Origin of the sequence: Aureimonas sp. SA4125 (assembly GCF_019973775.1) — a bacterium.
In the GTDB taxonomy this organism is placed as follows: domain Bacteria; phylum Pseudomonadota; class Alphaproteobacteria; order Rhizobiales; family Rhizobiaceae; genus Plantimonas.
This window is the reverse complement of record NZ_AP025032.1, coordinates 3,688,686-3,710,761: the sequence shown is the minus strand read 5'-3', so window position 1 is coordinate 3,710,761 and position 22,076 is coordinate 3,688,686. Positions and strand designations below refer to the sequence as shown.

Genomic DNA, 22,076 nt, shown 5'->3' with positions numbered 1-22,076 from the left:
GCTCGCCATGGTCCCGCCGGCAATGCCGGCGGACTATCTCATCGTCCTGCCGGTGGCCCTGTCGATGCTGTTTGGAGCCGCGCTCCTGTGCATCCGCAAGCGCACCAGGCTGCATCCGCCTGTCGCGCTGACGGGTCTTGCCCTGATCTTCGCCATCGACGCGGCCGTGCTCTGGCAGGTCGCCGCCGAGGGGCCGCGGACGATGATGATGGGTGGCTGGAAACCGCCTTTCGGCATTGCCTTCACCGTAGATCTGATGGGCGCGCTGTTCCTGGCGACAGCCGGCTTCGTCGCGCTCGCCTGCGGCATCTACGCCGTCGTCTCGGTCCCCGCCACACAACGGCGCTTCGGCTTTTTTCCCTTCCTGTTCCTGATGATGGCGGGCGTCTCCGGCGCCTTTATCACGGGCGACGTCTTCAACCTCTACGTCTGGTTCGAGGTCCTGCTGATCGGCTCTTTCGGCCTGATGATCCTCGGCTCGGAACACGGCCAGCTCGACGGGGCGACGAAATACTGCTTCCTGAATCTCGTCGGGACCACGCTCTTCCTCGTCGCCACCGGATTTCTCTACGGCGTCTTCGGCACGCTCAACATGGCCGACATCGCGGTCAAGGCGGCGGCGCGCCCGGCCGACGGCGTGGTCGTCTCGATCGCCGCTCTCTTTCTCGCGTCCCTCTGCATGAAGGCCGCGGCCTTCCCGCTGAACGCCTGGCTGCCCTCGTCCTACCACACGCCGCGCTTCGTCGTGTCGGCGCTGTTTGCGGGTCTCCTCACCAAGGTCGGCATCTTTGCGCTGATCCGCATTCTGTTCATGCTGTTTCCGCCGGAGCAGGCGAGCCTCTCGCCCGTCATCGCCTGGATCGCCGCGGCGACCATGCTGGTCGGGGCCTTCGGGGCACTGGCGCAGAGCGATATCAGGCGACTCCTCAACTATGTCGTCATCGCCGGCATCGGCACCATCCTCGCCGGGCTGTCGTTGCCAGCGCTTGTCAACGAGCCGCTCGTGCTGGCTGCCGGCGATGCTGCCGCGGCCATCGCCGCGATCGCGCCGACGGTGCCGACGGCCGCCGCATTGGCGCAGGAGACCGGCCTCTCCAGCGCGATCTTCTATGCCTTGCACTCGATCGTGGTGATGACGGCACTGTATCTGGCGGCGGGCATCATGGTCCGGCGCGCGGGGTCGGCGTCGCTGCACGAGATGGGCGGGCTATGGCGGCGCTTTCCCGGTCTGTCCGTTCTCGTCCTCGTTCTGCTGCTCGCCGCGTCCGGCCTGCCGCCGTTTTCGGGCTTCTGGCCGAAGCTTGGCCTCGTCAGGGCGACGCTGGCAGGCGGGATGGGATGGCTGGCGGCCGCGATCCTCGTTTCCGGCCTGATGCTGACCATCGCCTGTGCCCGCGTCTTCGCTCTGGCCTTCTGGCGACCCTCGCCGGGGGGCGACGCCGTCGCCGGGGCCGCCGACCGGTGGCGGCCGGGACGCTTCTATGCCGCGGTGCCGCTGGTCTTCCTTACGATCGCGGTCGTCGCTGCCGGCGTCTACCCCGAGCCCCTCGCGGCCTCGACCCGCTCGGCGGCGGCATCGGTGCTGGATTCCACGGCCTTCGTCCGGTCGGTTTTCGGAGAAGCCCCATGACGCTCTATCTGATCAATGTCGTCCTCGCGGTGATCTGGGCCGTCGTCACCGGCTCCTTCACCTTGGTCAACCTCGTCTTCGGATTCGTTCTCGGCGCCTTCGCGCTCTATCTCACGCGCGACCAGATCGGAACGGCCGGCTACGTCCGTGGCAGCCGCCATCTCGGGGCGCTGACGTTCTTTTTCCTTCGCGAAATGATGCTCTCGGCCTGGCGCGTCGCCACGCTCGTGCTCGCGCCCAAGCTCGACCTCAAGCCCGGTATCTTCGCCTTTCCGCTGACGGCCAGGAGCGATATCGAGATCACGCTCCTGGCCAACATGATCACGCTGACGCCGGGAACGCTCTCGATCGACGTTTCCGAGGACCGGTCGACGCTCTACGTCCACGCGCTCGAATGCTCCAATGCCGAGGGTCTCCGCCGCGATATCGCCGAGGGCTTCGAGCGACGGATCCGGGGGGCGTTCCGATGACGCTGCACGGCTTTGCTGAGGGCTTCCTGCCTGTTGCCACCGATATCGCGCTCGCGCTTCTGGCCTTTGCGCTCGTGCTGACGGCGATCCGAATCATCCGGGGCCCGAGCCTTCCGGACCGCGTGCTGGGTCTCGACCTCATGACCAGCATCGGTGCCGGCGTGATCGTCGTGGTCGGTATCGACAGCGGCTTTACCCTCTATGTCGACATCGCCATTGCGCTCGGTCTCGTCGGCTTCCTCGCCACGATTGCCTTCGCGCGCTTCATCCGGGCGCATGCGCGCTCGTCCGGAACGGATACCGGTCAGGCGTCTGTCGAAAACCCGAGCGATTCGGCGGCAGGAGAGACGCTATGATCGGCGACATCGTCACGATCCTTGCCGGCGTGCTGGTCATCGTCGGTGCCGGCTTCACCGCCATCGCCGCCATCGGCATCCTGCGCCTGCCCGATCTCTTCACCCGCATGCATGCCGCGTCCAAGGCCGGGTCGGTCGGGGTCGGGCTGATGCTGCTGGCGCTGGCGCTCGTCGCGGACCAAACGGCAGAGGCGCTGCGCGCCGTCGCCGCCATCCTCTTCTTCATCCTGACGACGCCGATCTCCGCGCATCTCCTCGCCAAGGCCGCCTATGCCGCGGGATATCCGCTATGGAAAGGCTCGGTGCTCGACGAAATGCCGCCCGAGGCGCGGCTTCGCAATGCCGTCGATCAGGACGCCGATGCCCGGGGCACATCCCAACGGCCCGTCGCAACGAAAGCGGGATTGGCGAAGTCGGCCGAGTCGCTGCGGCCACGCTTGCCATAGCGCAGGGCCGTGCCGCCGAGGTCCCGAATGGTGCCCCCGGCAGCTCTCAGCACGGCGTGGGCCGCGGCGATGTCCCACTCCATGGTGCGGCCAAGACAGGGATAGAGATCGGCGACTCCTTCCGCGATCCGACAGTATTTCAGCGACGAGCCCATCGGGATGACGGAGTCGAGCGTGAAGTCCCGGAGGTAAACGTCCGTCGCAAGGGTGCGGTGGGAGCGGCTCGCGAGCGCGATGATCTCGGCCGGTCGCTCTCGCGCCGCGATGCGCCGGAGCGCCGTCCAGACGCCGTCGCGCTGGCGCCAACTCTTGAAGGCGCCCTGTGTGGAACCGACGAAGAGTTCGCCATGGGCCGGTGCGACGACAACGCCGCAGACCGGCACGCCGCCGTCGACCAGGGCAATGTTGACGGTGAAATCGGGAACGCCGGCGATGAATTCCTTGGTGCCGTCGAGCGGATCGACGAGGAAAAAGCACCCGCCGAGATCGGGCGGAACGTGCCCGGTTGAAATCTCCTCCTCGCCGACGATCGCAATCCCTGAGAAATCGGCCGCGAGGTGCCGACCGATCAGGGCTTCGGCGGCCTGATCATATTCCGTGACCGGCGAGGCATCCGCCTTGTGCTCATGGGCGCATTCACCGCCGAAGCCGGCCAGCAAAAGATCGCCTGCCTCCTTACCAATGTCGATCAGACGCGTCAGAAGCTTGTCAGTATCGATTGTCGATGCATGGTTCATGAACGGCTCCTTTTCGCCAGTCGTGACAAATCGACGTCCTGAGGTAAAGGGCTTGCGCGGCGGGTTTCCCTGGTGTTGCGTCACCGCCGGCAGTGCAGCAGCCCCGAACCAGGGCGATGACCGGGAGACCGGGAAAGGGGGCGGGGATGGCAGTCGGGTTTCAGGTCTTGGCGCCAATGGCGGCGGGGCTCTTCGGCGCCCTCGGCGTCGGCGGTGCGGCGCTCGCCGCGCATGGCGGCGACAACCGGCTGATCGCCATCGCCGCGGCGATCGCTCTCGTGCATGCGCCGGCCTTGCTGACGCTGGCCGCCGTGCCGGACGAGCATTTGCGGCTGCGCGCGGCGGCCGGACTGTTTCTGATCGTCGGCACGATCCTTTTCTCCGGCGATCTGGCGATCCGCAGCCTTGGCGGCGAGCGGCTCTTCGTCAACGCGGCGCCGACAGGGGGCTTCTTCCTCATCGTCGGCTGGCTGCTTGTCACGATCGGCGCGGGCATGGCCGCCTTGCGCCGACGGCATCACGAGCGGCTGCACGCAAGGGAGGGAATCCATGGGATTTGACGAAAACCTGTTCGCCGGTCGGCGCGTCGTCGTCACCGGTGCCGGGCGCGGGATCGGCGCGGCGGTGGCCCGTGCTTTTCTCGCGTCGGGCGCCTCGGTCGTGGCGCATGCCGGCCGCAGCGACGCCTATGTCGCCCGCGACCTGACACCGGGTCTCGCGCCGGACGCGCTGGCGCGCCTGACGATCCTGACGGCCGATCTATCCAAGCCCGGCAGCGCCGAGTCCCTCGCCAGTGCCATTCTGGCGAGTGGCGCGAGGGTCGATGTTCTCGTCAACAATGCCGGGACGATGGGCGGGCGGGTTCCGGCGGCGGCGGTCATGGCATCGGCCTATGACGCGGTCCTCGATCTCAACATCCGCTCGACCGTCGCCCTGACGGCGGCGCTGCTGCCGAGCCTGAGGGCGGCGAACGGGGCCTCGATCGTCAACACCGTCTCGATCTCGGCGCGCACGGGCGGCAGCGCCGGCTCCTCGCTCTATTCCGGTGCCAAAGCCTTCGTCTCGACCTGGAGCCGGGCCCTTGCGCGGGAACTCGCGCCGGACGGAATCCGCGTCAATGCGGTGTCGCCCGGCACGATCGATACCGACTTTCACGAACGCTATTCGTCAGCGGAAAAACTGAGGGTCACCGCGGAAGCGATCCCGCTGAAGCGGCTCGGTTCGGCCGAGGACTGCGCCCCGGCCTATCTCTTCCTCGCCGCCAACGCCCTGTCGGGCTACATCACCGGCCAGGTGATTGAGGTGAATGGCGGCCAGTTCATGGGCTGAAAGCGGGGACGCCGCAGGCAGCCGGGGATGTGTCGGCACCGCTGGGAACCGAACCGGCCAAAGCCGTCAGGCCGCTGCGATGACGATGACTTCGACGAGGTAGTCCCGCGTCGCGAGCTTCGATTCGCCCGTGGCGCGCGCCGGTGGATTGGCCGGGTCGACCCAGGCGTCCCAGACAGCGTTCATCGTGCCGAAGTCGGCGATGTCGGCCAGCCAGATGGTGGCGTTGAGGATTTTCGACTTGTCGGTCCCGGCCAGCGCCAGCAGCCGATCGACTTCGGCGAGAGCGGTCTTGGTCTGGGCCGTGACGTCGTCGCCGGCCTTGCCGACCTGGCCGGCGAGATAGACGGTGTCGCCGTGGACGACGGCGCCGGACATGCGCGTTCCCGGCTCGATGCGGCGGATGGTCATGGGATTCCCTTTCGACGGTTGCGATGGGTTCTGCCTAGCAGGGCTCGGCCCAGGCTTGAAGCAGCAATCGGACGAGGGGCCATGGCGCGCAGGCGCGTGCCAGTTGCGGCGACACCGGTCCGTCGGCCGGCTGGCAAGGCGAGCCCAATGCGGATAATCGGGTGGCGGATCATTGCCTCTCCGTGCCGCCCTTGCGAAGCGCCGCGAGAGCGTGGCGTGGCGGTGGATGCGAAAGGGCCGAACCATGAATGTCATCATCGCCGGCGGGGGACAGGCAGGCTTCCAGGTTGCCTCCAGCCTGAGGCAAGGCGGTTATCGCGGCGGCATCGTTCTCGTCGCCGAGGAGAACCGGGTCCCCTATCAGCGGCCGCCGCTCTCCAAGGCCTATCTGAAGGAGGACATGGGGTTCGACAGGCTCGAACTGCGTCCCGAGAGCTTCTACGCCGCCCAGTCGATCGAGCTGCGCCTCGGCGAGACCGTTGCGCGGATCGACCGGGGCGCCGGCACGGTCGTCCTGGGGTCGGGCGAAAGCCTGGCTTTCGATCACCTGGTCCTGGCGACGGGAGCGCGTAACCGCGTGTTGCCGATCCCCGGTGCCGATCTTGCGGGCGTCCATCTCCTGCGCAGCGCGGAGGACGCCGAAGGGCTGCGGGGCGCGCTTCGGACGGCGCGGCGGATGGTCATCGTCGGCGGTGGCTTCATCGGCCTCGAGGTCGCCGCGTCGGCCCGTGCGAAGGGTGTCGCGGTCACCGTACTGGAGGCGGCCGACCGGCTGATGGGTCGCGTCGTCTCGCCGGCGATCTCGGCCTTTTTCCTGGCGGCCCATCGCGACATGGGAACAGACGTCCATTTCGGCGCCAAGGTCGTCGGCATTCGCGGCGATGGCCGGGTGGCCGCCGTCGCGACCGAGACGGGAACGCATGAAGCCGATCTCGTGCTGATGGCGGCAGGTGTCATCCCCAATGACGAACTGGCGGCTTCCGCCGGCCTGCCGACGGCTTCCGGTGTCATCGTCGACGCCACCATGACGACCGAGGATCCCCGCATTTTCGCCATCGGCGACTGTGCCGTCTTCGAGAGCCGGCATGCGGCGGGCAGAGTAAGACTGGAATCGGTGCAGAACGCCGTCGACCAGGCGAAATGCGTCGCCGCCCGCATTCTCGGCGGAACGATCCCCTATGACAGCCTGCCGTGGTTCTGGAGCGACCAGGGGCCGTACAAGCTGCAGATTGTCGGGATCACCAGCGGTGCCGACCACGTCCATGTGGTCCATGTCCCCGGCGAGGACCGGCTCATCGCCTACTGCTTCGCCGCCGAGCGGCTTCTGGGCATCGAGACCGTCAACAGGCCCGGCGACCACATGGCCGGTCGCCGCCTGCTGTCGAGCGAGCTTCGGCTATCGCGGGCCGAGATCGAGCACGGCGACTTCGACCTTCGCGCCCATATCGCGGCGCTGACAAGAGCCTGATCGCGTCAGACGCGGGTCCAGCGCTGGGTCTTGCACAACACCTTGAGAACGCAGCCCGTCATCTTCAGGACATCGCCCTCGATGACGGCCTCGCCCTGGTAGGTCTTGTCGTCGCGCGGATCGGTGACCGAACCCGCATAGACACCGTCGCTTCCGTTCATCGCGCCGGCATCCTTTCCCTTGTGCTGACCGCTGATGACGGTGGCGCAGAAACCGGCGCTGCAGGAAGTGACTTCGACGATACCCCCGCCGGGAGCACGCCACTTGCCGAGAATCGGCTCGTCGGCGAGCGCCGTCGAAGCGGTGGAGAGAATGAGGAACGCTGCAAGGATAGGTCGCATCGTGAGCTCGGCTTTCTGGATGATTGACGGGAGATTATCGGGGAGGGAAGGCAGACCGGCAAGTCGGGGTTCCGTTTTCACGCTTTTGTCAGGGTCCTGATGCCCCGCCGGGATTCGCCGCCGCTGCAAAGACGCCGGGGAGAAACCCGATAGGACCGGTTTTCGCTCACAGCCGCGCGAGCAGCTCCGTCTTCTTTGCCGTGAACTCGTCCTCGGTGATGATTCCGGCGTCGCGCAACTCGGCCAGCTTGCGGATCAGCTCCAGCGGATCCTTGCCGTCCAGCCGTGATCCCGTGGCGTTCGGGGGGAAGGTCTCTGGCAGCGATCGGTGAGGAGCATCGACGCCCTTCTCTATTCTCCCGGCGCTCGCATCGGCGGACCGATGGGATGCGGCGCCGTGAAGGTCGTCGTCGGCCTTTTCGGGCTTCGCCGATCCGTGGCGGACCTCCGGGAGAGTTTCGAGCCCGACGGCGCCGTGCTGGCTGGAAAACCGCAAGGACGAGGACGAGCCCTGATGCTGCGACGCCCCACCGATCCGGTGGTCGCCGCTGTCATGGACGGTGACCTTTCCATCCCGCTCGACGACGACGCGTCTCGCCTCGGGAAAGACGGCATAGCGCATGCCGTCCTGGGCGCCGCTCGATGCCGGCTCGCCCAGATCGGCCGGCCACCAGCTTCCCCTCGCTCCGCTTCCCAAGCCGCCGCGCGCGTCGCCAGCACTCTCACTGCCCTGGTTGTCGGCGCCGTCGCCGCCCGGTTTCGGCTGGATGGCACCGCGCTGTGCTGCTTCTGCCAGTGTTTCGGCGAGATTGCGCACGCGGGATTTCAGCCCATCGTTGAACATGTCGGCAATCATCAGCATGCCGCCGCGCACCCATTGTCCCTGGCCGCCGAGATCGCGATGGTTGAACTGCGCCATGGAGCCGACGCCGCGGGAGATCGCCTCGGCCATGGCAAGGCCCGCCTCCTCGCTGAAACCGTTCTTGGCCGCAATGTCGGCGATCTTGCGCTTCGCTTCCGAAGACCATTGCTCTGTCATCGTCTGTCCTATCCGTCCTGTGCCCGGCAAGGCTATCTCGCCTGCATTTCCTGGCGCCGCATGGGCATCTGATCGATCAAGCCGAAGAGTGTCGCGGCCGCCATCGGCGCCGTCTCACGCGCCTTCACTCCGCCATCCTTGCCGACGAGGACGGCGAGGAACGGCACATCGTGTGCGACACCGAAGTCATTCCGCAGGGATGCGGGGGAGGGAAGGGGATCGAGGCTCCCCGCCACTCCCCGCACGTCTCCGCGAGACGGAACCACCAGCACCATCAGATCGCGTTCGCCAAGCTCCCGCAACGGGAGAGAAGCCAGCTGGCGCGCGACCGCTGCGGCATCGTCGGAGAAGACGAGAAACACGCGCTTTTTCCAAAGCAGACTGTCCAGGAAGCCGGCCGATACCGGTTGAGCCATCGCCAAACCTCCGAGGAGCATCAGTGCAAAGCGGACCATGCGCTTCTCCCGGTTTACTGAAGTCACAATACGCAGCTGCCCTTCCTGTTCCCATCGCCGCGGCCATCCGCTGCCGCGTACGGGCGATCAACCCTTTGCGGTTGCTCCGGCCCCCTTCTGCCTGGGAAGCGCGCGGCGTCCCGGGCCGCACCACCGCCCATGCGCTCCAAACCGATCCGCCGCGCCGGCATGACGGACAGCGGCCCACCCCTCCGCCCGACGCCGCGGCAGGCAGCGCATAAGACCAGGTTTCCGCGTTCGCCTGGCGCGCCGAGCCGGAAGCGCTTGCCATGCTGCCGGCGATGTCGGACGCTGTCTTCCAGTCTCCGGAGATCCTGACATGGCAGAGGCCTGGCCCGACATTCCCTATCTGCCCTGGCGCGATACCTGTTCGGCCCTGCACCTGTGGGCGCAGATCGTCGGGAAATATCGGCTGGCGAACACGCCCTGGCTGAACCACTCCTGGCACGCGACCCTTACCGTCGACGCGCGGGGACTGACGACAGGGCTCGTCCCGGACGGACCGGGGATCGAGGTCGCCTTCGACTTCCAGCGACATGCGCTGATCGGCGTCGCCACGGACGGGCGCAGCGCCGAGTTCCCGCTCGGCCCCATGTCCGTCGCCTCGTTTCACGCCCAGTTCCGCGATCTCCTGGCCATGCTCGGCGGCAATCCGGACTTCCACGGCCGGCCGAACGAGGTGGTGGCGCCCACAGCCTTCGCCGAAGACCGGGCCGAGCGTCCCTATGACGCGCAGGCGGTCGCGCGGTTCTTCGGCGCCTGCGTTTCGGTCGACCGGGTGTTCAAGCGCTTTCGCACCGGCTTTCTCGGCAAGGTCAGTCCGGTCCATCTCTTCTGGGGCAGTTTCGACCTCGCGGTCACGCGCTTCTCCGGGCGCAAGGCACCGCTGCATCCCGGCGGGATCCCGGCTCTGCCGGATGCCGTGACGCGGGAAGCCTACAGTCACGAGGTCTCGTCGGCCGGTTTCTGGCCGGGCGGCGGCGGGGTCGACTACCCCGCCTTCTATTCCTACGCCTATCCGCCGCCCGCAAGGTTTTCGCAGGCGATCGTCGCGCCGGCCGAGGCCTTCTTCCACGAGACCCTCGGCGAGTTTCTCCTGCCCTACGAGGCCGTGCGGCGGGCGGAGGATCCGGATGCCATGCTGATGGCCTTCCTCGGCAGCACCTACCGCGCCGCCACGGATGCCGGCAACTGGGACTGTGCGGCGCTCGAATGCCTGCCGGGCATGCCCGGTATTCCGCGCTCCCTGACGCGCTGACGAGAGGCGTTGGCGAGACACGCTGGCGAGACACGCTGGCGAGACGGGCCAGGACGATGCCCGGCCCTTCCCGGACATCGTCGGCGTCCCATCGGCCGCCTGCGTCGGGTCCGGCTAGTGCGCGTGGGCCACGCCGTCCATCGGGGCCATGTCCGGCGCCATGGCATCGTGCTTGTGTGCCGGCGCAGGCTCGGCGATCTTTCCGACATTCAGGACGACGTTGACCTGACCACCACGCTCGAAGGTCAGCGTCAGCGGCACCTTGTCGCCCTCGGCGAGAGGCTTGGCCAGCCCCATCAGCATCACGTGATAGCCGCCGGGCTCCAGCGCCACGCTGCCACCGGCCGGAACCACGAGCCCGCCCTCGACGGCGTTCATCTTCATGATGCCGTCGGTGACCGACATTTCGTGCACCTCGGTCCTGGCCGCCGCGGGGGTCGACAGGCCGATCAGCCGGTCGTCCTCGCTGCCGGCATTCGTCAGGACCATGTAGCCGGCACCGGTCTTGGCCGACGGCGGCGTCGCGCGGCTCCAGGGGTGGTCGATGGTGAGCGTGCCCAGCGTGTATTCGTGCGCGATGGCTGCCGGAACCGGTCCGGCGAGCGGGATGGCGCCGAGGACGGCGCCGGCAAGGAGGAGAGCGCGCAGGACGGAGTGCGGACGCGTGGCGATCGGATGGATTGTCAACGGAGGAGCCTTTCGGAAAACGCAGCCGGCCGTTGGGCAGCGGACAGCGTTCATTTCTGACGGATCGCCCTCGGGCGAGGTTTGGTGGCGTCAGACGGCGACAGGCGGGCCCCGGCTGCTGCGGGGCGTGTCGGCGATGCCCGCGCGGCGATCCTCCAAGGCCGACTGCAGCCTGCGCAGGGGGGCGGAGCGGACGATGGCAAGGCCCATGACCGTCGGCGGCGTCAGAAGATGCGCGTTACTGGCGGCGCTGCAGGCCGCCAGGCAGCAGGCGTCCTGCCCGTCATGGCTGCCTTTTTGACCCATCGGCATCTGGCCGGGATGGCCGTCCGTGCAGATGACGTTGCCGAACTGGTCGACAAGCCTTGGTGCGGCATGCGCGCCGAGGTTGACGGCAAGGAGGAGGGTCTGGACGAGAAACAGGCAGGCGGCCAGGCGCGTCGCCCATGTCGCCGCCGTGCGTCCCCGATGGCTCAATGCCGTTCTCCGTCATTCGTTGGCTGGCGTTAGCATGCCAGGGGCATCATCCGCCAGCGGTCGCGCGGTTCTGCCACTGGCCTGCGCGTTCGAATTCTCTGGTTGTTCGCCAACCGCAGAAATCTCGGCCGGTTCCCTTGGCCTGAAAACACGCTCCATGGAACGTCATTTCCCGCATAATACCGTTCTCCCCGCCGGGGCGCGTTCGCCCGCACTTCAGGACGGTTGGACAGGTTCATCTGAAAAATTCTTGACCAGATGATCAAAAATTTGACGAGGCCGGAGTTTGCGATCATTCTAATCTGAGAGCTGAAACAGGCTGGTTCGGTGCCGCAGCAGAAGAGGCGTTTTCGGATGAACGAAGCATCGATGCCGCAACCCGATATCGCCGCCCACAGGCTCGATCGCGACGCGCTCGCGCGCAACTTTTCCGACCTGCATCCGCCGCTCGACCGGCACGAGGCGCTGGTCGAGGCGGACCGGTGCTACTTCTGCTACGACGCGCCCTGCATGACGGCCTGCCCGACCTCGATCGACATCCCGCTGTTCATCCGCGAGATCCAGACCGGCAATCCCGTCGGCGCGGCGAAGACCATTCTCGACGCCAACATCCTCGGCGGCATGTGCGCCCGCGTCTGCCCGACCGAGACCTTGTGCGAGGAGGTCTGCGTTCGCGAGGTGGCGGAGGGCAAGCCGGTGAAGATCGGCATGCTGCAGCGCTACGCGACCGATCACCTGATGGCGCGGGGCGGGCATCCCTTCACGCGCGCCGAGCCGACGGACAAGCGCGTCGCGGTCGTCGGCGCGGGGCCCGCGGGGCTTTCCTGCGCCCATCGCCTGGCCATGCTCGGCCATGACGTGACGATCTTCGACGCGCGCCCCAAGGCAGGCGGGCTCAACGAATACGGTATCGCCAGCTACAAGGCCGTCGGTGATTTCGCGCAGGCGGAAGTCGCGTTTCTTCTCGAGATCGGCGGCATCACCATCCAGAACGGCATGGCGCTCGGACGCGATATCCATCTTGCCGATCTTCGGGACGATTTCGACGCGGTGTTTCTGGGTCTCGGCCTTGCCGGGGTCAACGCGCTCGGGATCGAGGCCGAGGATGCGCCGGGCGCACATGATGCTGTCGACTGGATCGCCCGATTGCGGCAGGCGGAGGATCTTGCGGCCCTGTCGATCGGCCGGCGCGTCGTCGTCATCGGCGGCGGCATGACGGCAGTCGACGCGGCGGTGCAGGCAAAAGGTCTCGGCGCCGAGACCGTGACGATCGCCTACCGCCGCGACCAGACCGCGATGAACGCTTCCGCCTACGAGCAGGAACTGGCGCAGACCCGCGGCATCCAGATCCGCTGCAACCTTCGGCCGGTGCGCATCCTCACCCAGAATGGTGTCGTCACCGGTGTCGAACTGGAGCGGACGAGCATGCTCGGCGGGGCGCTCGTCGGCACGGGCGAGGCCGTCGTCGTCGAGGCCGACCAGGTGTTCAAGGCGGTCGGTCAGGTGTTCGTCGCGGACGGGGTCGACGGCGCGCGGGACGCCGTCGCGCTGGAACGCGGCCGCATCAAGGTCGATGCCGAGGGACGGACGAGCCTTGCCGGCGTCTGGGCGGGGGGCGACTGCGTCCTCGGCGGCGAGGACCTGACGGTCGTGGCTGTCGCCCACGGCAAGCGCGCCGCGCTCGACATCGATGCCGTCCTGCGCCGGCCGGCGGGGCTCGCCGCCCGTTTCGGCCGCGCGGTATCGGCTGCCGTGTCGCGGCTCACCCCCGCCGAACCTTCCTGAGGAGCAAGGCCATGGCCGATCTTTCGACGCGTTTTCTCGGCATCTCCTCGCCCAACCCGTTCTGGCTTGCTTCCGCACCGCCGACCGACAAGGAATACAACGTCAACCGTGCCTTCGAGGCAGGCTGGGGCGGCGTCGTCTGGAAGACGCTCGGGGAGGGCGACCCGGTCGTCAACGTCAACGGTCCCCGCTACGGCGCGATCCACGGGCCGGACCGGCGGCTTCTCGGCTTCAACAATATCGAGCTGATCACCGACCGGGCGCTCGACCTCAATCTCGAGGAGATTGCGCGGGTCAAGCGCAACTGGCCGGACCGGGCGATGATCGTCTCGCTGATGGTGCCCTGCGAGGAGAAGAGCTGGCAGTCGATCCTGGCCGCCGTCGACCAGACCGGTGCGGACGGCGTCGAGCTGAACTTTGGCTGCCCGCACGGCATGAGCGAGCGGGGCATGGGCTCGGCCGTCGGCCAGGTGCCGGAATACATCGAGATGGTCGCGCGCTGGTGCAAGCAGTATTCGCGCCTGCCGGTGATCGTGAAACTGACGCCGAACATCACCGACATCCGCTATCCCGCCCGCGCGGCGAGGGCAGGCGGCGCCGACGCGGTGTCCCTGATCAACACCATCTCCTCGATCGTCTCGATCGACCTCGACAATTTCGCGCCGACGCCGACGATCGACGGCAAGGGCAGCCATGGCGGCTATTGCGGGCCTGCGGTGAAGCCGATCGCGCTGAACATGGTGGCGGAGATCGCGCGTGACGCGGCGACGCGCGGCATGCCGATCTCGGGCATCGGCGGCATCACCACCTGGCGGGACGCCGCCGAATACATCGCGCTCGGCTGCGGCACCGTGCAGGTCTGCACGGCGGCGATGACCTACGGCTTCAAGATCGTCCAGGAGATGGCGTCGGGCCTCTCCGACTGGATGGACGAAAAGGGCTATGCCACGATCGAGGATTTTCGCGGCCGCGCGGTCCCGAATGTCACCGACTGGCAGTATCTCAACCTCAACTACGTCACCAAGGCGAGGATCGACCAGGACAAGTGCATCGGCTGCGGCCGCTGCCACATCGTCTGCGAGGACACCTCGCACCAGGCCATTACCAGCAGCGTCGACGGTGTGAGGCGCTTCGAGGTGATCGACGCGGAATGCGTCGGCTGCAATCTCTGCGTCAGCGTCTGCCCGGTGCAGGACTGCATCACGATGGAGGCGATCGCCGGCGTCGATCCACGGACGCAGCAGGCGATTCCGGAGAGCTATGCCAACTGGACCATGCATCCGAACAATCCGATGGCCAAGCTCGCCGCGGAGTGACCGGAGATCCGGCTGACGCGGCAAGCCTGCCGCTTAACCTTATGGAAAAGCTTGCCGCCTAGGGTGGGGATGAGACCAGGTGAGCCTGCCGCCGTTGTGGCGCGCATGCCAGCTTCCATCTCCAAGGGCCTCAATGTCCATCAATTTGAAGCTCATTTTCGGCTGCATGGCTTTTGCCCTTCTAACCGTCCTCTTCGCGCTGGCGAGCCAGCGCGAGCATGTCGACATGCGCCGGTTCCTCGAGCAGAGTCTTGGTCCGACCCAGGCGGAAGTCGTGGGTCTGCAAGATGGTCGCAGGCGTGCGGCGCTCCTCGAGGCTCACTTCGCCGGTGGCAACTCGGCAGTCGAGAGCGATGCCGTGCTGGATGCTGCCGGCCGGCTGGTTCTCAAAGACGCCGTCGAGAGCATGTTGGCCAGCGTCCGGGCGGCAACGAGTAACTCCGACGGCGGACAAGGCAGACACACGAACGCGATCGTCAACGCCCTGCTGCGACTTCAGGCAACGGGGGGCGAGATGACGCGTCGGCTGGCTCTGCGGGAAACGAGCAAGCTCAGCGAAGCGTTCGATGCCGCCACCGCCGCCTACAGCCAGGACATCGAGGAACAGCAGGATCGGTTCATCGCCCAGCTCGGTGCCGCCGGTCGAAACAACGTCCTCTTCTTCGGCGTCACGCTCGCGGCAATGCTGACCCTGTCGCTCTTCCTCTCGCGCTCGCTGGTTCATCGGGTGCGCCGCGCCACGGCCATGGTCGCCGCCATGGCAAGCGGCAATCTCTCCAATCTGCGCAAGACGGATTCGACCGTGGAATTCACGGCCTTCTACGATGCGCTGGAGGCGCTTCGCAGCGGCATCGTGCAGCAGAGCCAGAGCCAGGAGCGGATGCTGCTGAGCCAGGCGACCTCCTTTGATTCGACCCTCGAGACCCACCAGAATCAATTCGGCGCCGCGCTCAACAACATGACCCAGGGTCTGTGCATGCTGGACGCAAACCTGAACCTGATCGTCTTCAACGAGCCGTTTTCGAGGCTGTTCTCCAACTTCCAGCTCGGCGCCCCCGCCCACGAGGTTCTGGCCGATCCAAGGTTCCATCATTTTCTCGCCCCGCACGAGACCGGTATGTTCGTGCACGAAATGCCCAGCGGTCAGCTGCTTCAGGTCAAGCGGCGCGGCGTGCGCGGCGGCGGTCTGGTGATCACCTTCGACGACGTGACCGAGCAGCACAGGACATCGAAGCGCCTGGAACACCTGGCCGGACACGATTCCCTGACGGGCCTCGTCAACCGTCGCCGTTTTCGCGATGATCTGATGGCCGTGCTGGCCGAGAGCCCATCCCCCGCAGAGGTCGCGGTCGTCTATCTCGACCTCAAGGGCTTCAAGTCGATCAACGACATATTGGGCCACCTCATCGGCGACGCGCTCCTCCAGGCGGTCAGCAAGCGCCTGGTCAGGTGCATCCGTCCCGGCGAGACCGTCGCGCGTCTCGGCGGCGACGAATTCGCGATGATCCACCGCAGCGAGGAGACGGGGGCCTCAGATGCCTTGGCCGAGCGGATCCTGAAGGTCTTCCAAGAGCCCTTCCAGGTCGACGGGCGCGCGGTGGCGATCGGCGTCAGCATGGGCATTTCGGTCGTACGACACCGGGACGACGATGTCGCATCGACGGCCGATACCATTATGCAGAATTGTGATCTGGCCCTGCACGACGCCAAGGCCAAGGGCAATGACAGCAGCACCTACCGCTATTACGTGCCGCAACTGCGCGAACTTCTGCAGCAGCGGCGGGAGATGGAGGCCGACCTCCGCCTCGCTCTCGAACGCGGCGATCTCGAACTGGCCTATCAGCCGTTCGTCGATGCCGACAAGGCGGCGGTTTCGGGCTTCGAGGCGCTCCTGCGGTGGCGGCACCCGGTCAAGGGCATGATACCGCCGAGCCAGTTCATTCCGATCGCCGAGAATATCGGCATCATCACCGAGATCGGGCTGTGGGCGTTGCGCACGGCCTGCGCCGAGGCGGCCGCCTGGCCGGGAGATCTGGCCATTTCCGTCAATCTCTCGCCTGTCCAGTTCAAGAGCAAGACGCTCGTGGAGGACGTGACCGCAGCCCTTCGCGATGCCGGGCTTTCGCCGCGGCGGCTGCAGCTCGAGGTGACGGAATCCTTGTTCATCGACCAGGCCGACGACGTCTTGGCAATACTGACCGCCCTAAGGCGGCTGGGCACCCGGATCTCGATGGACGATTTCGGCACGGGCTATTCCTCGCTCGGCTATCTCACCCGCTTCCCCTTCGACAAAATCAAGATCGACCAGTCCTTCGTGCGCGACATCGGCAAGCCGGAAAGCCTCGCCGTCATCCGTGCCGTCATCGGATTGAGCCAGTCGATGAAGATGTCGGTGATCGCGGAGGGCATCGAGACGCCCGAGCAATACCAGCTCCTCTACCGCGAAGGCTGCCGCGAGATGCAGGGCTATCTCTTCAGCAGGCCGCAGCCCTACTCCGCCCTGCCGCAACTCCTGATGTCGATCGAGCTCGACTGGAACAGCCTGACGCAGAGCGCTGTCCTCGCCAGGCCGCGCAAGCTCGTCACCGCCTGATGCGCGGTGCAGCGTTCTGACGGGATCAGGACGCCCGCCCGGCGGGTTCAGACCCGTGGCCGCGCGCCGTTGAGGATGATGGAGAGGACGGCCTGGGCCGTCTGCTCGCGAAAGCCCGGCTTGCCGACCTGCTCGCCGAGGATCGCCCGGACCTGTATGTCGAAATCGGCATAGTGCTGGGTCGTTGCCCAGATCATGAAGATGAGATGGTGCGGATCGACCGGTGCCAGTCGCCCCTCGCCCACCCACTGCCGGATCACGCCGGCCTTTTCATTGACGAGGCCTTTCAGCCGGGTCGACAGGAAGCCGCCGATGGCGGGGGCACCGGCGAGGATCTCGTTGGCGAAGAGCCGGGAGGCCTCCGGACGCAGGGCCGAGAGTTCGAGCTTCTTGGAGATGTAGCGCCGCAGCTCCTCGATCGGCTCGCCCCTCGGATCGAGCATTTCGAGCGGCTCCAGCCATGCGTCGAGCGTCAGTTCCAGGACGGCGGCGTAGATGTCACGCTTGCGTCGGAAATAGTAGAGAAGGTTGGGCTTGGACATGCCGGCCCGCTCGGCGATCTGATCGACCGTCGAGCCTTTGAAACCGTGCACCGAGAACACGTCGAGCGCGGCATCGAGAATGACGCCGCGGTTGATCGCCTGGATCCGAGTCGGCTGGCGTTCGTCGCTCTCCGCACCGCCGAGGGGCATTACCGTTTCGGTCTTGGCGTCCATGGTCTGCTGTCGCCCATCGTTCGCTGCGCCCGGCTGGTCCGGCATTGGCCGCGCGACCGTGCCGGACTGTCGCGAAGCCGCTTGACCGGCCCCTGGCGCCCTTCTAGCCTTCATTTTGACCAGACAGTCAAGAATTCGGCCGTGCCGTCTCTGAACGATCATCGCCGAACCGGGAGCCTGCCGCCATGAACGAGACCGCGCCGATCAGGGGGGGCACTGCCGTCCCCACCAACAATCTCGAAGCCTTCTGGATGCCGTTCAGCGCAAACCGGCAGTTCAAGGAAGCGCCGCGCATGTTCGTCGGCGCCAAGGACATGCACTACACGACCGCCGACGGCCGGCAGGTGCTCGACGGAACGGCGGGTCTCTGGTGCGTCAATGCCGGCCACTGCCGGCCGAAGATCACCGAGGCGATCGCCAAGCAGGCCGCCGAGCTCGACTACGCCCCGGCGTTCCAGATGGGCCATCCAAAAGCCTTCGAACTCGCCTCGCGGCTTGCGGCCCTGGCGCCGACCGGGCTCGACCATGTGTTCTTCACCAATTCCGGTTCGGAATCGGTCGAGACGGCGCTGAAGATCGCGCTCGCCTATCAACGGGTGAAGGGCGAGGGTTCGCGCTTCCGGCTGATCGGCCGCGAGCGCGGCTATCACGGCGTGAATTTCGGCGGCATCTCGGTCGGCGGCATCGTCGGCAACCGCAAGATGTTCGGGACGCTCCTGACCGGCGTCGACCACATGCGCCATACCCACGATCCCGTCCGCAACCCGAACATCGACGGCGAGGGCGAGCACGGCGTGGAACTGGCCGAGGACCTCCTGCGCATCGCGACGCTGCACGATCCCTCGACCATCGCCGCGGTGATCGTCGAGCCGGTCGCGGGATCGACCGGCGTGCTTCCGCCGCCGAAGGGGTACCTGAAGCGCCTGCGCGAAATCTGCGACCAGCACGGCATCCTCCTCATCTTCGATGAGGTGATCACCGGCTATGGCCGCATGGGCGCGCCGTTTGCGGCCGACCATTTCGGCGTAACGCCGGACATCATCGTCTCGGCCAAGGGCCTGTCGAACGGCGTCATCCCGATGGGCGCCGTCTTCGTGCGCGACACGATCTACGAGGCCTTCATGCAAGGGCCCGAGCACATGATCGAGTTCGCCCACGGCTATACCTATTCCGGCAACCCGATCGCCTCCGCCGCAGCGCTGGCGACGCTCGACACCTATCGCGAGGAGGGCCTGTTCGAGCGCGCCAAGGCACTGACGCCGGTCTGGTCGCAGGCGATCCAGTCGCTCCAGGGCACGCGCCACGTCATCGACGTGCGGACCACGGGCCTCATCGGCGCGATCGAGCTCGAGCCGATCGCGGGTCAGCCGACCAAACGCGCCTTTGCGGCCTTCCTCAAGGCCTACGAGAAGGGTCTCCTGATCCGCACGACGGGCGACATCATCGCCCTGTCGCCGCCGCTGATCATCTCCGAGGACCAGATCGGCGAGATCGTCGACACGCTCCGGCCGATCCTCGAAGCGCTGGACTGACGATACGGCGCCCGCCGTCGCGAAGTTCCGGCGCGACGCCTTTGACCTTCAGCAGAAGAAAATTGCCATGACGCTCACCTCCAATCTCCAGATCAACGGCGACCGCCTGTGGGACTCGCTCATGGAGATGGCGAAGATCGGCCCCGGGATTGCCGGCGGCAGCAACCGCCAGACGCTGACCGACGACGACGCGAAGGGGCGGGCGCTGTTCCAGTCCTGGTGCGAGGATGCGGGCCTTGTCATGGGCCTCGACACCATGGGCACCATGTTCGCAAGGCGCGAAGGCACCGATCCCGACGCTTTGCCGGTCTATGTCGGCAGCCATCTCGATACCCAGCCGACCGGCGGCAAGTATGACGGCGTGCTCGGCGTTCTTGCCGGGCTCGAGATCATCCGCACGCTGAACGACCTCGGCATCAGGACGAAGCACCCGATCGTCGTGGTGAACTGGACGAATGAGGAGGGCACCCGCTTCGCCCCCGCCATGCTCGCTTCCGGCGTCTTCGCCGGCATGCACGACGAGGGCTGGGCGAAGGACCGCAAGGACGCGGCCGGCAAGCGTTTTGGCGACGAGCTCGCGCGGATCGGCTGGGAGGGCGCGGAGCCGGTCGGTCAGCGCCAGATGCACGCCTTCTTCGAATACCATATCGAGCAAGGTCCGATCCTCGAGGACGAGGGGCTCGAGATCGGCGTCGTCACCCACGGCCAGGGACTCTACTGGCTGGAAGTGACGCTGACCGGTAAGGAGAGCCACACCGGCTCGACGCCGATGTTCAAGCGCCGCGACGCCGGACTCGGCATGGCGAGGGTGATCGAACTCGTCAACGAGGTGGCGATGGACTACCAGCCGAATGCCGTCGGCACGGTCGGCCACATGGACGTCCATCCGAACTCGCGCAACATCATCGCCGGCCGCACCACCTTCACCATCGACATCCGCTCGCCCTCGAAGGAGACGCTTGACGAGATGCGCGAGCGCATCGAGGACGGCATCGACACGATCGCCGAGGCGCTCGACATCGACGTCACCGTCGACGACGTCGGGCATTTCGACCCCGTGACCTTCGACCCATCCTGCGTCTCGGCCGTTCGAAACGCCGCCGAACGGCTCGGCTATTCGCACCGCGACATTGTCTCGGGGGCCGGCCACGATGCCTGCTGGATCAACCGCATCGCCCCGACGGCGATGATCATGTGCCCCTGCGTCGACGGCCTCAGCCACAACGAGGCCGAGGAGATCTCGAAGGAATGGGCGAAAGCGGGGGCGGACGTGCTGTTCCATGCCGTGGTGGAGACGGCGGAGATCGTGGAGTAACTTCGCTTCTTTCCCTCCGACCCTGGATCACCGGCATGAGTTCTTGCCCATGATGCTCTGCCTGGAAACATCCGCCTTTCACTCCCGCTTCACCGGAATTGGCCATTACGCCTGGTTTCTGGCCGACCGGCTCGCGCGGCTTTCCGGCGATATCGAGATCATCGGTTTCGACGGCGTGCGCTTCCACGACATCGATCTCGCCTATCTGGCTGCCGTGAGGGCCCGCAACGATGCCGAGCCGGGGGAAAGGGCTTTGATGGGCCGTCGGCGCGCCTTCGGCATCGTCCGCCGGATCCCCTTCGCGCGGACCCTCTACCGACGTTTCAAGCAGCATCGGTTTCGGCGACGCACCCAGCGCATCGACCTCTTCCACGCGGTCGTGTCCGTCAACGTGGTGGAAATTGAGTGTAGCTGAAGCGGCTCCGTTTCAGGCGACTTCGGTGGAAATCTGTTCGGGTTTTGCAGTGTTGCCCATGGCCATGAGGTCGGCCATGGGTTCGGTCTGCATGTAGCGGTTCTGGATCTGCCATTCGTCGTTGGCCTCGAGAAGGACGGCGCCGATGAGCCGGATGATGGATCCCTCGTTCGGGAAGATTCCGACGACGTCGGCACGCCGCTTCACCTCCTTGTTCAGGCGCTCCAGGGAATTCGTCGAATGGATCCGGGTCCGGTGCTGACTGGGAAAATCCATGTGCGCCAGCACGTCGGTCTCGCTGTTGTCGATGAAGGCCCCGAGCTTTGGACACTTTCCCCGAAGCTGGTCGGCGACGTGGCGCAGCGCCTGGCTGGCGCTAGCACGATCGGGCTGGGCGAAGGCTTGGCGCAGCGCGGCCGCCGCCATGCTCTGCTGCGCCTTCGGGACATACGACAGGGCGTTGCGCATCCAATGCACCCGGCAGCGCTGCCAGGAGGCGCTGAACACCCGGCGAATGGCGGCTTTCAGCCCTTCGTGAGCATCCGAGATCACGAGCTTCACGCCGGACAGGCCGCGGCGCACGAGGCTCTTGAGGAAGCTCGACCAAAACGTCTCCGCTTCCGAGGGGCCGATGTGAAGGCCGACGATCTCGCGCTTGCCGTCCGTGTTCACGGCCACGGCGATTATGGCGGCGACCGAAACGATGCGTCCACCCTCGCGCTGCTTCAGGTAGGTCGCATCCAGCCAGAGGTAGGGCCAGTCGCCAGTGAGAGGACGGTCGAGGAAGCCGCCGACGCGTTCGTCGATGTCTTTGCACAGCTTCGATACGGTGCTCTTGCCGATCCCCGACAGCCCCATGGCCTGTACCAGATCGTCGACCCGCCGGGTGGAAACGCCGCTGATCCAAGCTTCCTGAATGACGGCAACCAAGGCCTTCTCCGAGAGCTTTCTCGGCTCCAGGAACGGCGGGAAGTAGCTGCCCTGCCGAAGCTTGGGTATCCGAAGCTGCAACGAGCCGAGCCGCGTGTCGAGCGAGCGGTCGCGGTAGCCATTGCGATAAGTCGCCCGTTCCTGCGTCCGTTCGTGGCGCCCGGCGCCGATCATGCCTTCAACGTCGACCTCCATAAGGAGCTGCATCACGCTCTCGGCTATCGTTCTCAGGAAATCGCCGTCCCCGGCTTTCGCAAAAAGCTCGGCAAGCGGTAGTCTGTCCTCGGTCATCGGGTTCTCCGGTCAGGTTGAAGTCTCGCAACTCCACCTTAGCCGCCCTATCCGGTGA

22 protein-coding genes and 1 pseudogene are annotated in these 22,076 nt (G+C 66.4%); 14 read left to right on the top strand and 9 right to left on the bottom strand.

Going from position 1 to position 22,076, the window contains the following annotated elements; translation table 11 throughout:
* Positions 1-7: 7 nt before the first annotated feature.
* From Sa4125_RS17600 to mnhG, 4 genes and pseudogenes are all read left to right on the top strand, one after another.
* Positions 8-1,630, top strand: a complete 1,623-nt coding sequence (locus tag Sa4125_RS17600; RefSeq protein ID WP_224007924.1) for a proton-conducting transporter membrane subunit — start codon at positions 8-10, stop codon at positions 1,628-1,630.
* Complete coding sequence (locus tag Sa4125_RS17595; protein ID WP_223999984.1) at positions 1,627-2,100, top strand: Na+/H+ antiporter subunit E; 474 nt, start codon at positions 1,627-1,629, stop codon at positions 2,098-2,100. Before Sa4125_RS17600 ends, Sa4125_RS17595 begins: the two co-directional genes overlap by 4 nt.
* Positions 2,097-2,375: pseudogene (locus Sa4125_RS17590) on the top strand (cation:proton antiporter); the annotation flags it as partial. The gene Sa4125_RS17595 and the pseudogene Sa4125_RS17590, both read left to right, overlap by 4 nt.
* A gap of 77 nt (positions 2,376-2,452) precedes the next feature.
* Positions 2,453-2,902: a monovalent cation/H(+) antiporter subunit G gene (gene mnhG / locus Sa4125_RS17585; protein WP_345944291.1), complete on the top strand. Its 450-nt coding sequence runs from the start codon at positions 2,453-2,455 to the stop codon at positions 2,900-2,902.
* Here the strand turns inward: mnhG and cysQ are convergent.
* Positions 2,806-3,639, bottom strand: a complete 834-nt coding sequence (gene cysQ, locus Sa4125_RS17580; RefSeq protein WP_223999981.1) for a 3'(2'),5'-bisphosphate nucleotidase CysQ — start codon at positions 3,637-3,639, stop codon at positions 2,806-2,808. The genes mnhG and cysQ overlap by 97 nt on opposite strands.
* Before the next feature lie 146 nt (positions 3,640-3,785).
* Here cysQ and Sa4125_RS17575 point away from each other — a divergent pair, with 146 nt between their 5' ends.
* Both Sa4125_RS17575 and Sa4125_RS17570 read left to right on the top strand, forming a co-directional pair.
* The gene (locus tag Sa4125_RS17575; protein WP_223999979.1) at positions 3,786-4,199 is read left to right on the top strand and encodes a DUF423 domain-containing protein; all 414 of its coding nucleotides are present in this window, start codon (positions 3,786-3,788) and stop codon (positions 4,197-4,199) included.
* Positions 4,189-4,968, top strand: a complete 780-nt coding sequence (locus Sa4125_RS17570; protein WP_223999977.1) for an SDR family oxidoreductase — start codon at positions 4,189-4,191, stop codon at positions 4,966-4,968. Before Sa4125_RS17575 ends, Sa4125_RS17570 begins: the two co-directional genes overlap by 11 nt.
* Positions 4,969-5,034: 66 nt before the next feature.
* On the opposite strand, the gene Sa4125_RS17565 is transcribed toward Sa4125_RS17570, so the two are convergent.
* Positions 5,035-5,379 carry a RidA family protein gene (locus tag Sa4125_RS17565; protein WP_223999975.1) on the bottom strand — a complete coding sequence of 115 codons (345 nt, stop codon included), beginning with the start codon at positions 5,377-5,379 and terminating at the stop codon, positions 5,035-5,037.
* Positions 5,380-5,623: 244 nt separating this feature from the next.
* On the opposite strand from Sa4125_RS17565, the gene Sa4125_RS17560 reads away from it, so the two are divergent.
* Positions 5,624-6,847 (top strand): FAD-dependent oxidoreductase, encoded by a 1,224-nt coding sequence (locus Sa4125_RS17560; RefSeq protein ID WP_223999973.1) that lies wholly within the window; start codon positions 5,624-5,626, stop codon positions 6,845-6,847.
* A gap of 5 nt (positions 6,848-6,852) precedes the next feature.
* Here Sa4125_RS17560 and Sa4125_RS17555 read toward each other — a convergent pair whose 3' ends face one another.
* The 3 genes from Sa4125_RS17555 to Sa4125_RS17545 form a co-directional block, all read right to left on the bottom strand.
* Complete coding sequence (locus Sa4125_RS17555; protein ID WP_223999971.1) at positions 6,853-7,188, bottom strand: DUF2147 domain-containing protein; 336 nt, start codon at positions 7,186-7,188, stop codon at positions 6,853-6,855.
* Positions 7,189-7,354: 166 nt separating this feature from the next.
* Positions 7,355-8,227 (bottom strand): SHOCT domain-containing protein, encoded by an 873-nt coding sequence (locus Sa4125_RS17550; protein WP_223999969.1) that lies wholly within the window; start codon positions 8,225-8,227, stop codon positions 7,355-7,357.
* A gap of 32 nt (positions 8,228-8,259) precedes the next feature.
* A complete protein-coding gene (locus Sa4125_RS17545; protein ID WP_223999968.1) occupies positions 8,260-8,682 on the bottom strand; it encodes a DUF4174 domain-containing protein in 423 nt (140 codons plus the stop codon).
* 340 nt (positions 8,683-9,022) lie between these two features.
* Between Sa4125_RS17545 and Sa4125_RS17540 the strand changes: the two genes are divergently transcribed.
* Positions 9,023-9,961: a DUF5996 family protein gene (locus Sa4125_RS17540; protein ID WP_223999966.1), complete on the top strand. Its 939-nt coding sequence runs from the start codon at positions 9,023-9,025 to the stop codon at positions 9,959-9,961.
* A gap of 114 nt (positions 9,962-10,075) precedes the next feature.
* Here Sa4125_RS17540 and Sa4125_RS17535 read toward each other — a convergent pair whose 3' ends face one another.
* Together Sa4125_RS17535 and Sa4125_RS17530 are read right to left on the bottom strand one after the other, a co-directional pair.
* Positions 10,076-10,648, bottom strand: coding sequence for a copper chaperone PCu(A)C (locus Sa4125_RS17535; RefSeq protein WP_223999959.1), 573 nt, complete (start codon positions 10,646-10,648; stop codon positions 10,076-10,078).
* A 90-nt stretch (positions 10,649-10,738) separates the two neighbouring features.
* Positions 10,739-11,125 carry a hypothetical protein gene (locus tag Sa4125_RS17530; RefSeq protein ID WP_223999957.1) on the bottom strand — a complete coding sequence of 129 codons (387 nt, stop codon included), beginning with the start codon at positions 11,123-11,125 and terminating at the stop codon, positions 10,739-10,741.
* A 369-nt stretch (positions 11,126-11,494) separates the two neighbouring features.
* Between Sa4125_RS17530 and Sa4125_RS17525 the strand changes: the two genes are divergently transcribed.
* The 3 genes from Sa4125_RS17525 (at position 11,495) to Sa4125_RS17515 (ending at position 16,819) form a co-directional block, all read left to right on the top strand.
* Positions 11,495-12,910, top strand: a complete 1,416-nt coding sequence (locus Sa4125_RS17525) for an NAD(P)-dependent oxidoreductase (protein WP_224007922.1) — start codon at positions 11,495-11,497, stop codon at positions 12,908-12,910.
* Positions 12,911-12,921: 11 nt separating this feature from the next.
* Positions 12,922-14,226, top strand: a complete 1,305-nt coding sequence (preA, locus tag Sa4125_RS17520; RefSeq protein WP_223999955.1) for an NAD-dependent dihydropyrimidine dehydrogenase subunit PreA — start codon at positions 12,922-12,924, stop codon at positions 14,224-14,226.
* Between the two features lie 133 nt (positions 14,227-14,359).
* The gene (locus tag Sa4125_RS17515) at positions 14,360-16,819 is read left to right on the top strand and encodes an EAL domain-containing protein (RefSeq protein WP_223999953.1); all 2,460 of its coding nucleotides are present in this window, start codon (positions 14,360-14,362) and stop codon (positions 16,817-16,819) included.
* Positions 16,820-16,866: 47 nt separating this feature from the next.
* Here Sa4125_RS17515 and Sa4125_RS17510 read toward each other — a convergent pair whose 3' ends face one another.
* A complete protein-coding gene (locus Sa4125_RS17510) occupies positions 16,867-17,511 on the bottom strand; it encodes a TetR family transcriptional regulator C-terminal domain-containing protein (protein ID WP_224007919.1) in 645 nt (214 codons plus the stop codon).
* A gap of 209 nt (positions 17,512-17,720) precedes the next feature.
* On the opposite strand from Sa4125_RS17510, the gene Sa4125_RS17505 reads away from it, so the two are divergent.
* From Sa4125_RS17505 to Sa4125_RS17495, 3 genes are all read left to right on the top strand, one after another.
* Positions 17,721-19,067 carry an aspartate aminotransferase family protein gene (locus Sa4125_RS17505; RefSeq protein WP_223999951.1) on the top strand — a complete coding sequence of 449 codons (1,347 nt, stop codon included), beginning with the start codon at positions 17,721-17,723 and terminating at the stop codon, positions 19,065-19,067.
* Positions 19,068-19,134: 67 nt separating this feature from the next.
* Positions 19,135-20,382, top strand: coding sequence for a Zn-dependent hydrolase (locus Sa4125_RS17500; RefSeq protein ID WP_223999949.1), 1,248 nt, complete (start codon positions 19,135-19,137; stop codon positions 20,380-20,382).
* A 49-nt stretch (positions 20,383-20,431) separates the two neighbouring features.
* A complete protein-coding gene (locus tag Sa4125_RS17495) occupies positions 20,432-20,797 on the top strand; it encodes a hypothetical protein (RefSeq protein ID WP_223999947.1) in 366 nt (121 codons plus the stop codon).
* A gap of 12 nt (positions 20,798-20,809) precedes the next feature.
* Here the strand turns inward: Sa4125_RS17495 and Sa4125_RS17490 are convergent, their stop codons facing one another.
* The gene (locus Sa4125_RS17490) at positions 20,810-22,018 is read right to left on the bottom strand and encodes an IS256 family transposase (protein WP_223998301.1); all 1,209 of its coding nucleotides are present in this window, start codon (positions 22,016-22,018) and stop codon (positions 20,810-20,812) included.
* Between the last annotated feature and the right edge of the window lie 58 nt (positions 22,019-22,076).

Bases quoted from the DNA above. Each gene is read 5' to 3' on its own strand.
- Sa4125_RS17550 (WP_223999969.1), bottom strand. From the start codon at position 8,227: ATGACAGAGCAATGGTCTTCGGAAGCGAAGCGCAAGATCGCCGACATT.
- Sa4125_RS17525 (WP_224007922.1), top strand. From the start codon at position 11,495: ATGCCGCAACCCGATATCGCCGCCCACAGGCTCGATCGCGACGCGCTC.
- Sa4125_RS17575 (WP_223999979.1), top strand. From the start codon at position 3,786: ATGGCAGTCGGGTTTCAGGTCTTGGCGCCAATGGCGGCGGGGCTCTTC.
- Sa4125_RS17515 (WP_223999953.1), top strand. From the start codon at position 14,360: ATGTCCATCAATTTGAAGCTCATTTTCGGCTGCATGGCTTTTGCCCTT.
- Sa4125_RS17555 (WP_223999971.1), bottom strand. From the start codon at position 7,188: ATGCGACCTATCCTTGCAGCGTTCCTCATTCTCTCCACCGCTTCGACG.
- Sa4125_RS17545 (WP_223999968.1), bottom strand. From the start codon at position 8,682: ATGGTCCGCTTTGCACTGATGCTCCTCGGAGGTTTGGCGATGGCTCAA.
- Sa4125_RS17500 (WP_223999949.1), top strand. From the start codon at position 19,135: ATGACGCTCACCTCCAATCTCCAGATCAACGGCGACCGCCTGTGGGAC.
- Sa4125_RS17570 (WP_223999977.1), top strand. From the start codon at position 4,189: ATGGGATTTGACGAAAACCTGTTCGCCGGTCGGCGCGTCGTCGTCACC.
- Sa4125_RS17595 (WP_223999984.1), top strand. From the start codon at position 1,627: ATGACGCTCTATCTGATCAATGTCGTCCTCGCGGTGATCTGGGCCGTC.
- Sa4125_RS17560 (WP_223999973.1), top strand. From the start codon at position 5,624: ATGAATGTCATCATCGCCGGCGGGGGACAGGCAGGCTTCCAGGTTGCC.
- Sa4125_RS17490 (WP_223998301.1), bottom strand. From the start codon at position 22,018: ATGACCGAGGACAGACTACCGCTTGCCGAGCTTTTTGCGAAAGCCGGG.
- mnhG (WP_345944291.1), top strand. From the start codon at position 2,453: ATGATCGGCGACATCGTCACGATCCTTGCCGGCGTGCTGGTCATCGTC.
- Sa4125_RS17540 (WP_223999966.1), top strand. From the start codon at position 9,023: ATGGCAGAGGCCTGGCCCGACATTCCCTATCTGCCCTGGCGCGATACC.
- Sa4125_RS17505 (WP_223999951.1), top strand. From the start codon at position 17,721: ATGAACGAGACCGCGCCGATCAGGGGGGGCACTGCCGTCCCCACCAAC.
- Sa4125_RS17600 (WP_224007924.1), top strand. From the start codon at position 8: ATGGTCCCGCCGGCAATGCCGGCGGACTATCTCATCGTCCTGCCGGTG.
- cysQ (WP_223999981.1), bottom strand. From the start codon at position 3,639: ATGAACCATGCATCGACAATCGATACTGACAAGCTTCTGACGCGTCTG.
- preA (WP_223999955.1), top strand. From the start codon at position 12,922: ATGGCCGATCTTTCGACGCGTTTTCTCGGCATCTCCTCGCCCAACCCG.
- Sa4125_RS17510 (WP_224007919.1), bottom strand. From the start codon at position 17,511: ATGCCCCTCGGCGGTGCGGAGAGCGACGAACGCCAGCCGACTCGGATC.
- Sa4125_RS17565 (WP_223999975.1), bottom strand. From the start codon at position 5,379: ATGACCATCCGCCGCATCGAGCCGGGAACGCGCATGTCCGGCGCCGTC.
- Sa4125_RS17495 (WP_223999947.1), top strand. From the start codon at position 20,432: ATGATGCTCTGCCTGGAAACATCCGCCTTTCACTCCCGCTTCACCGGA.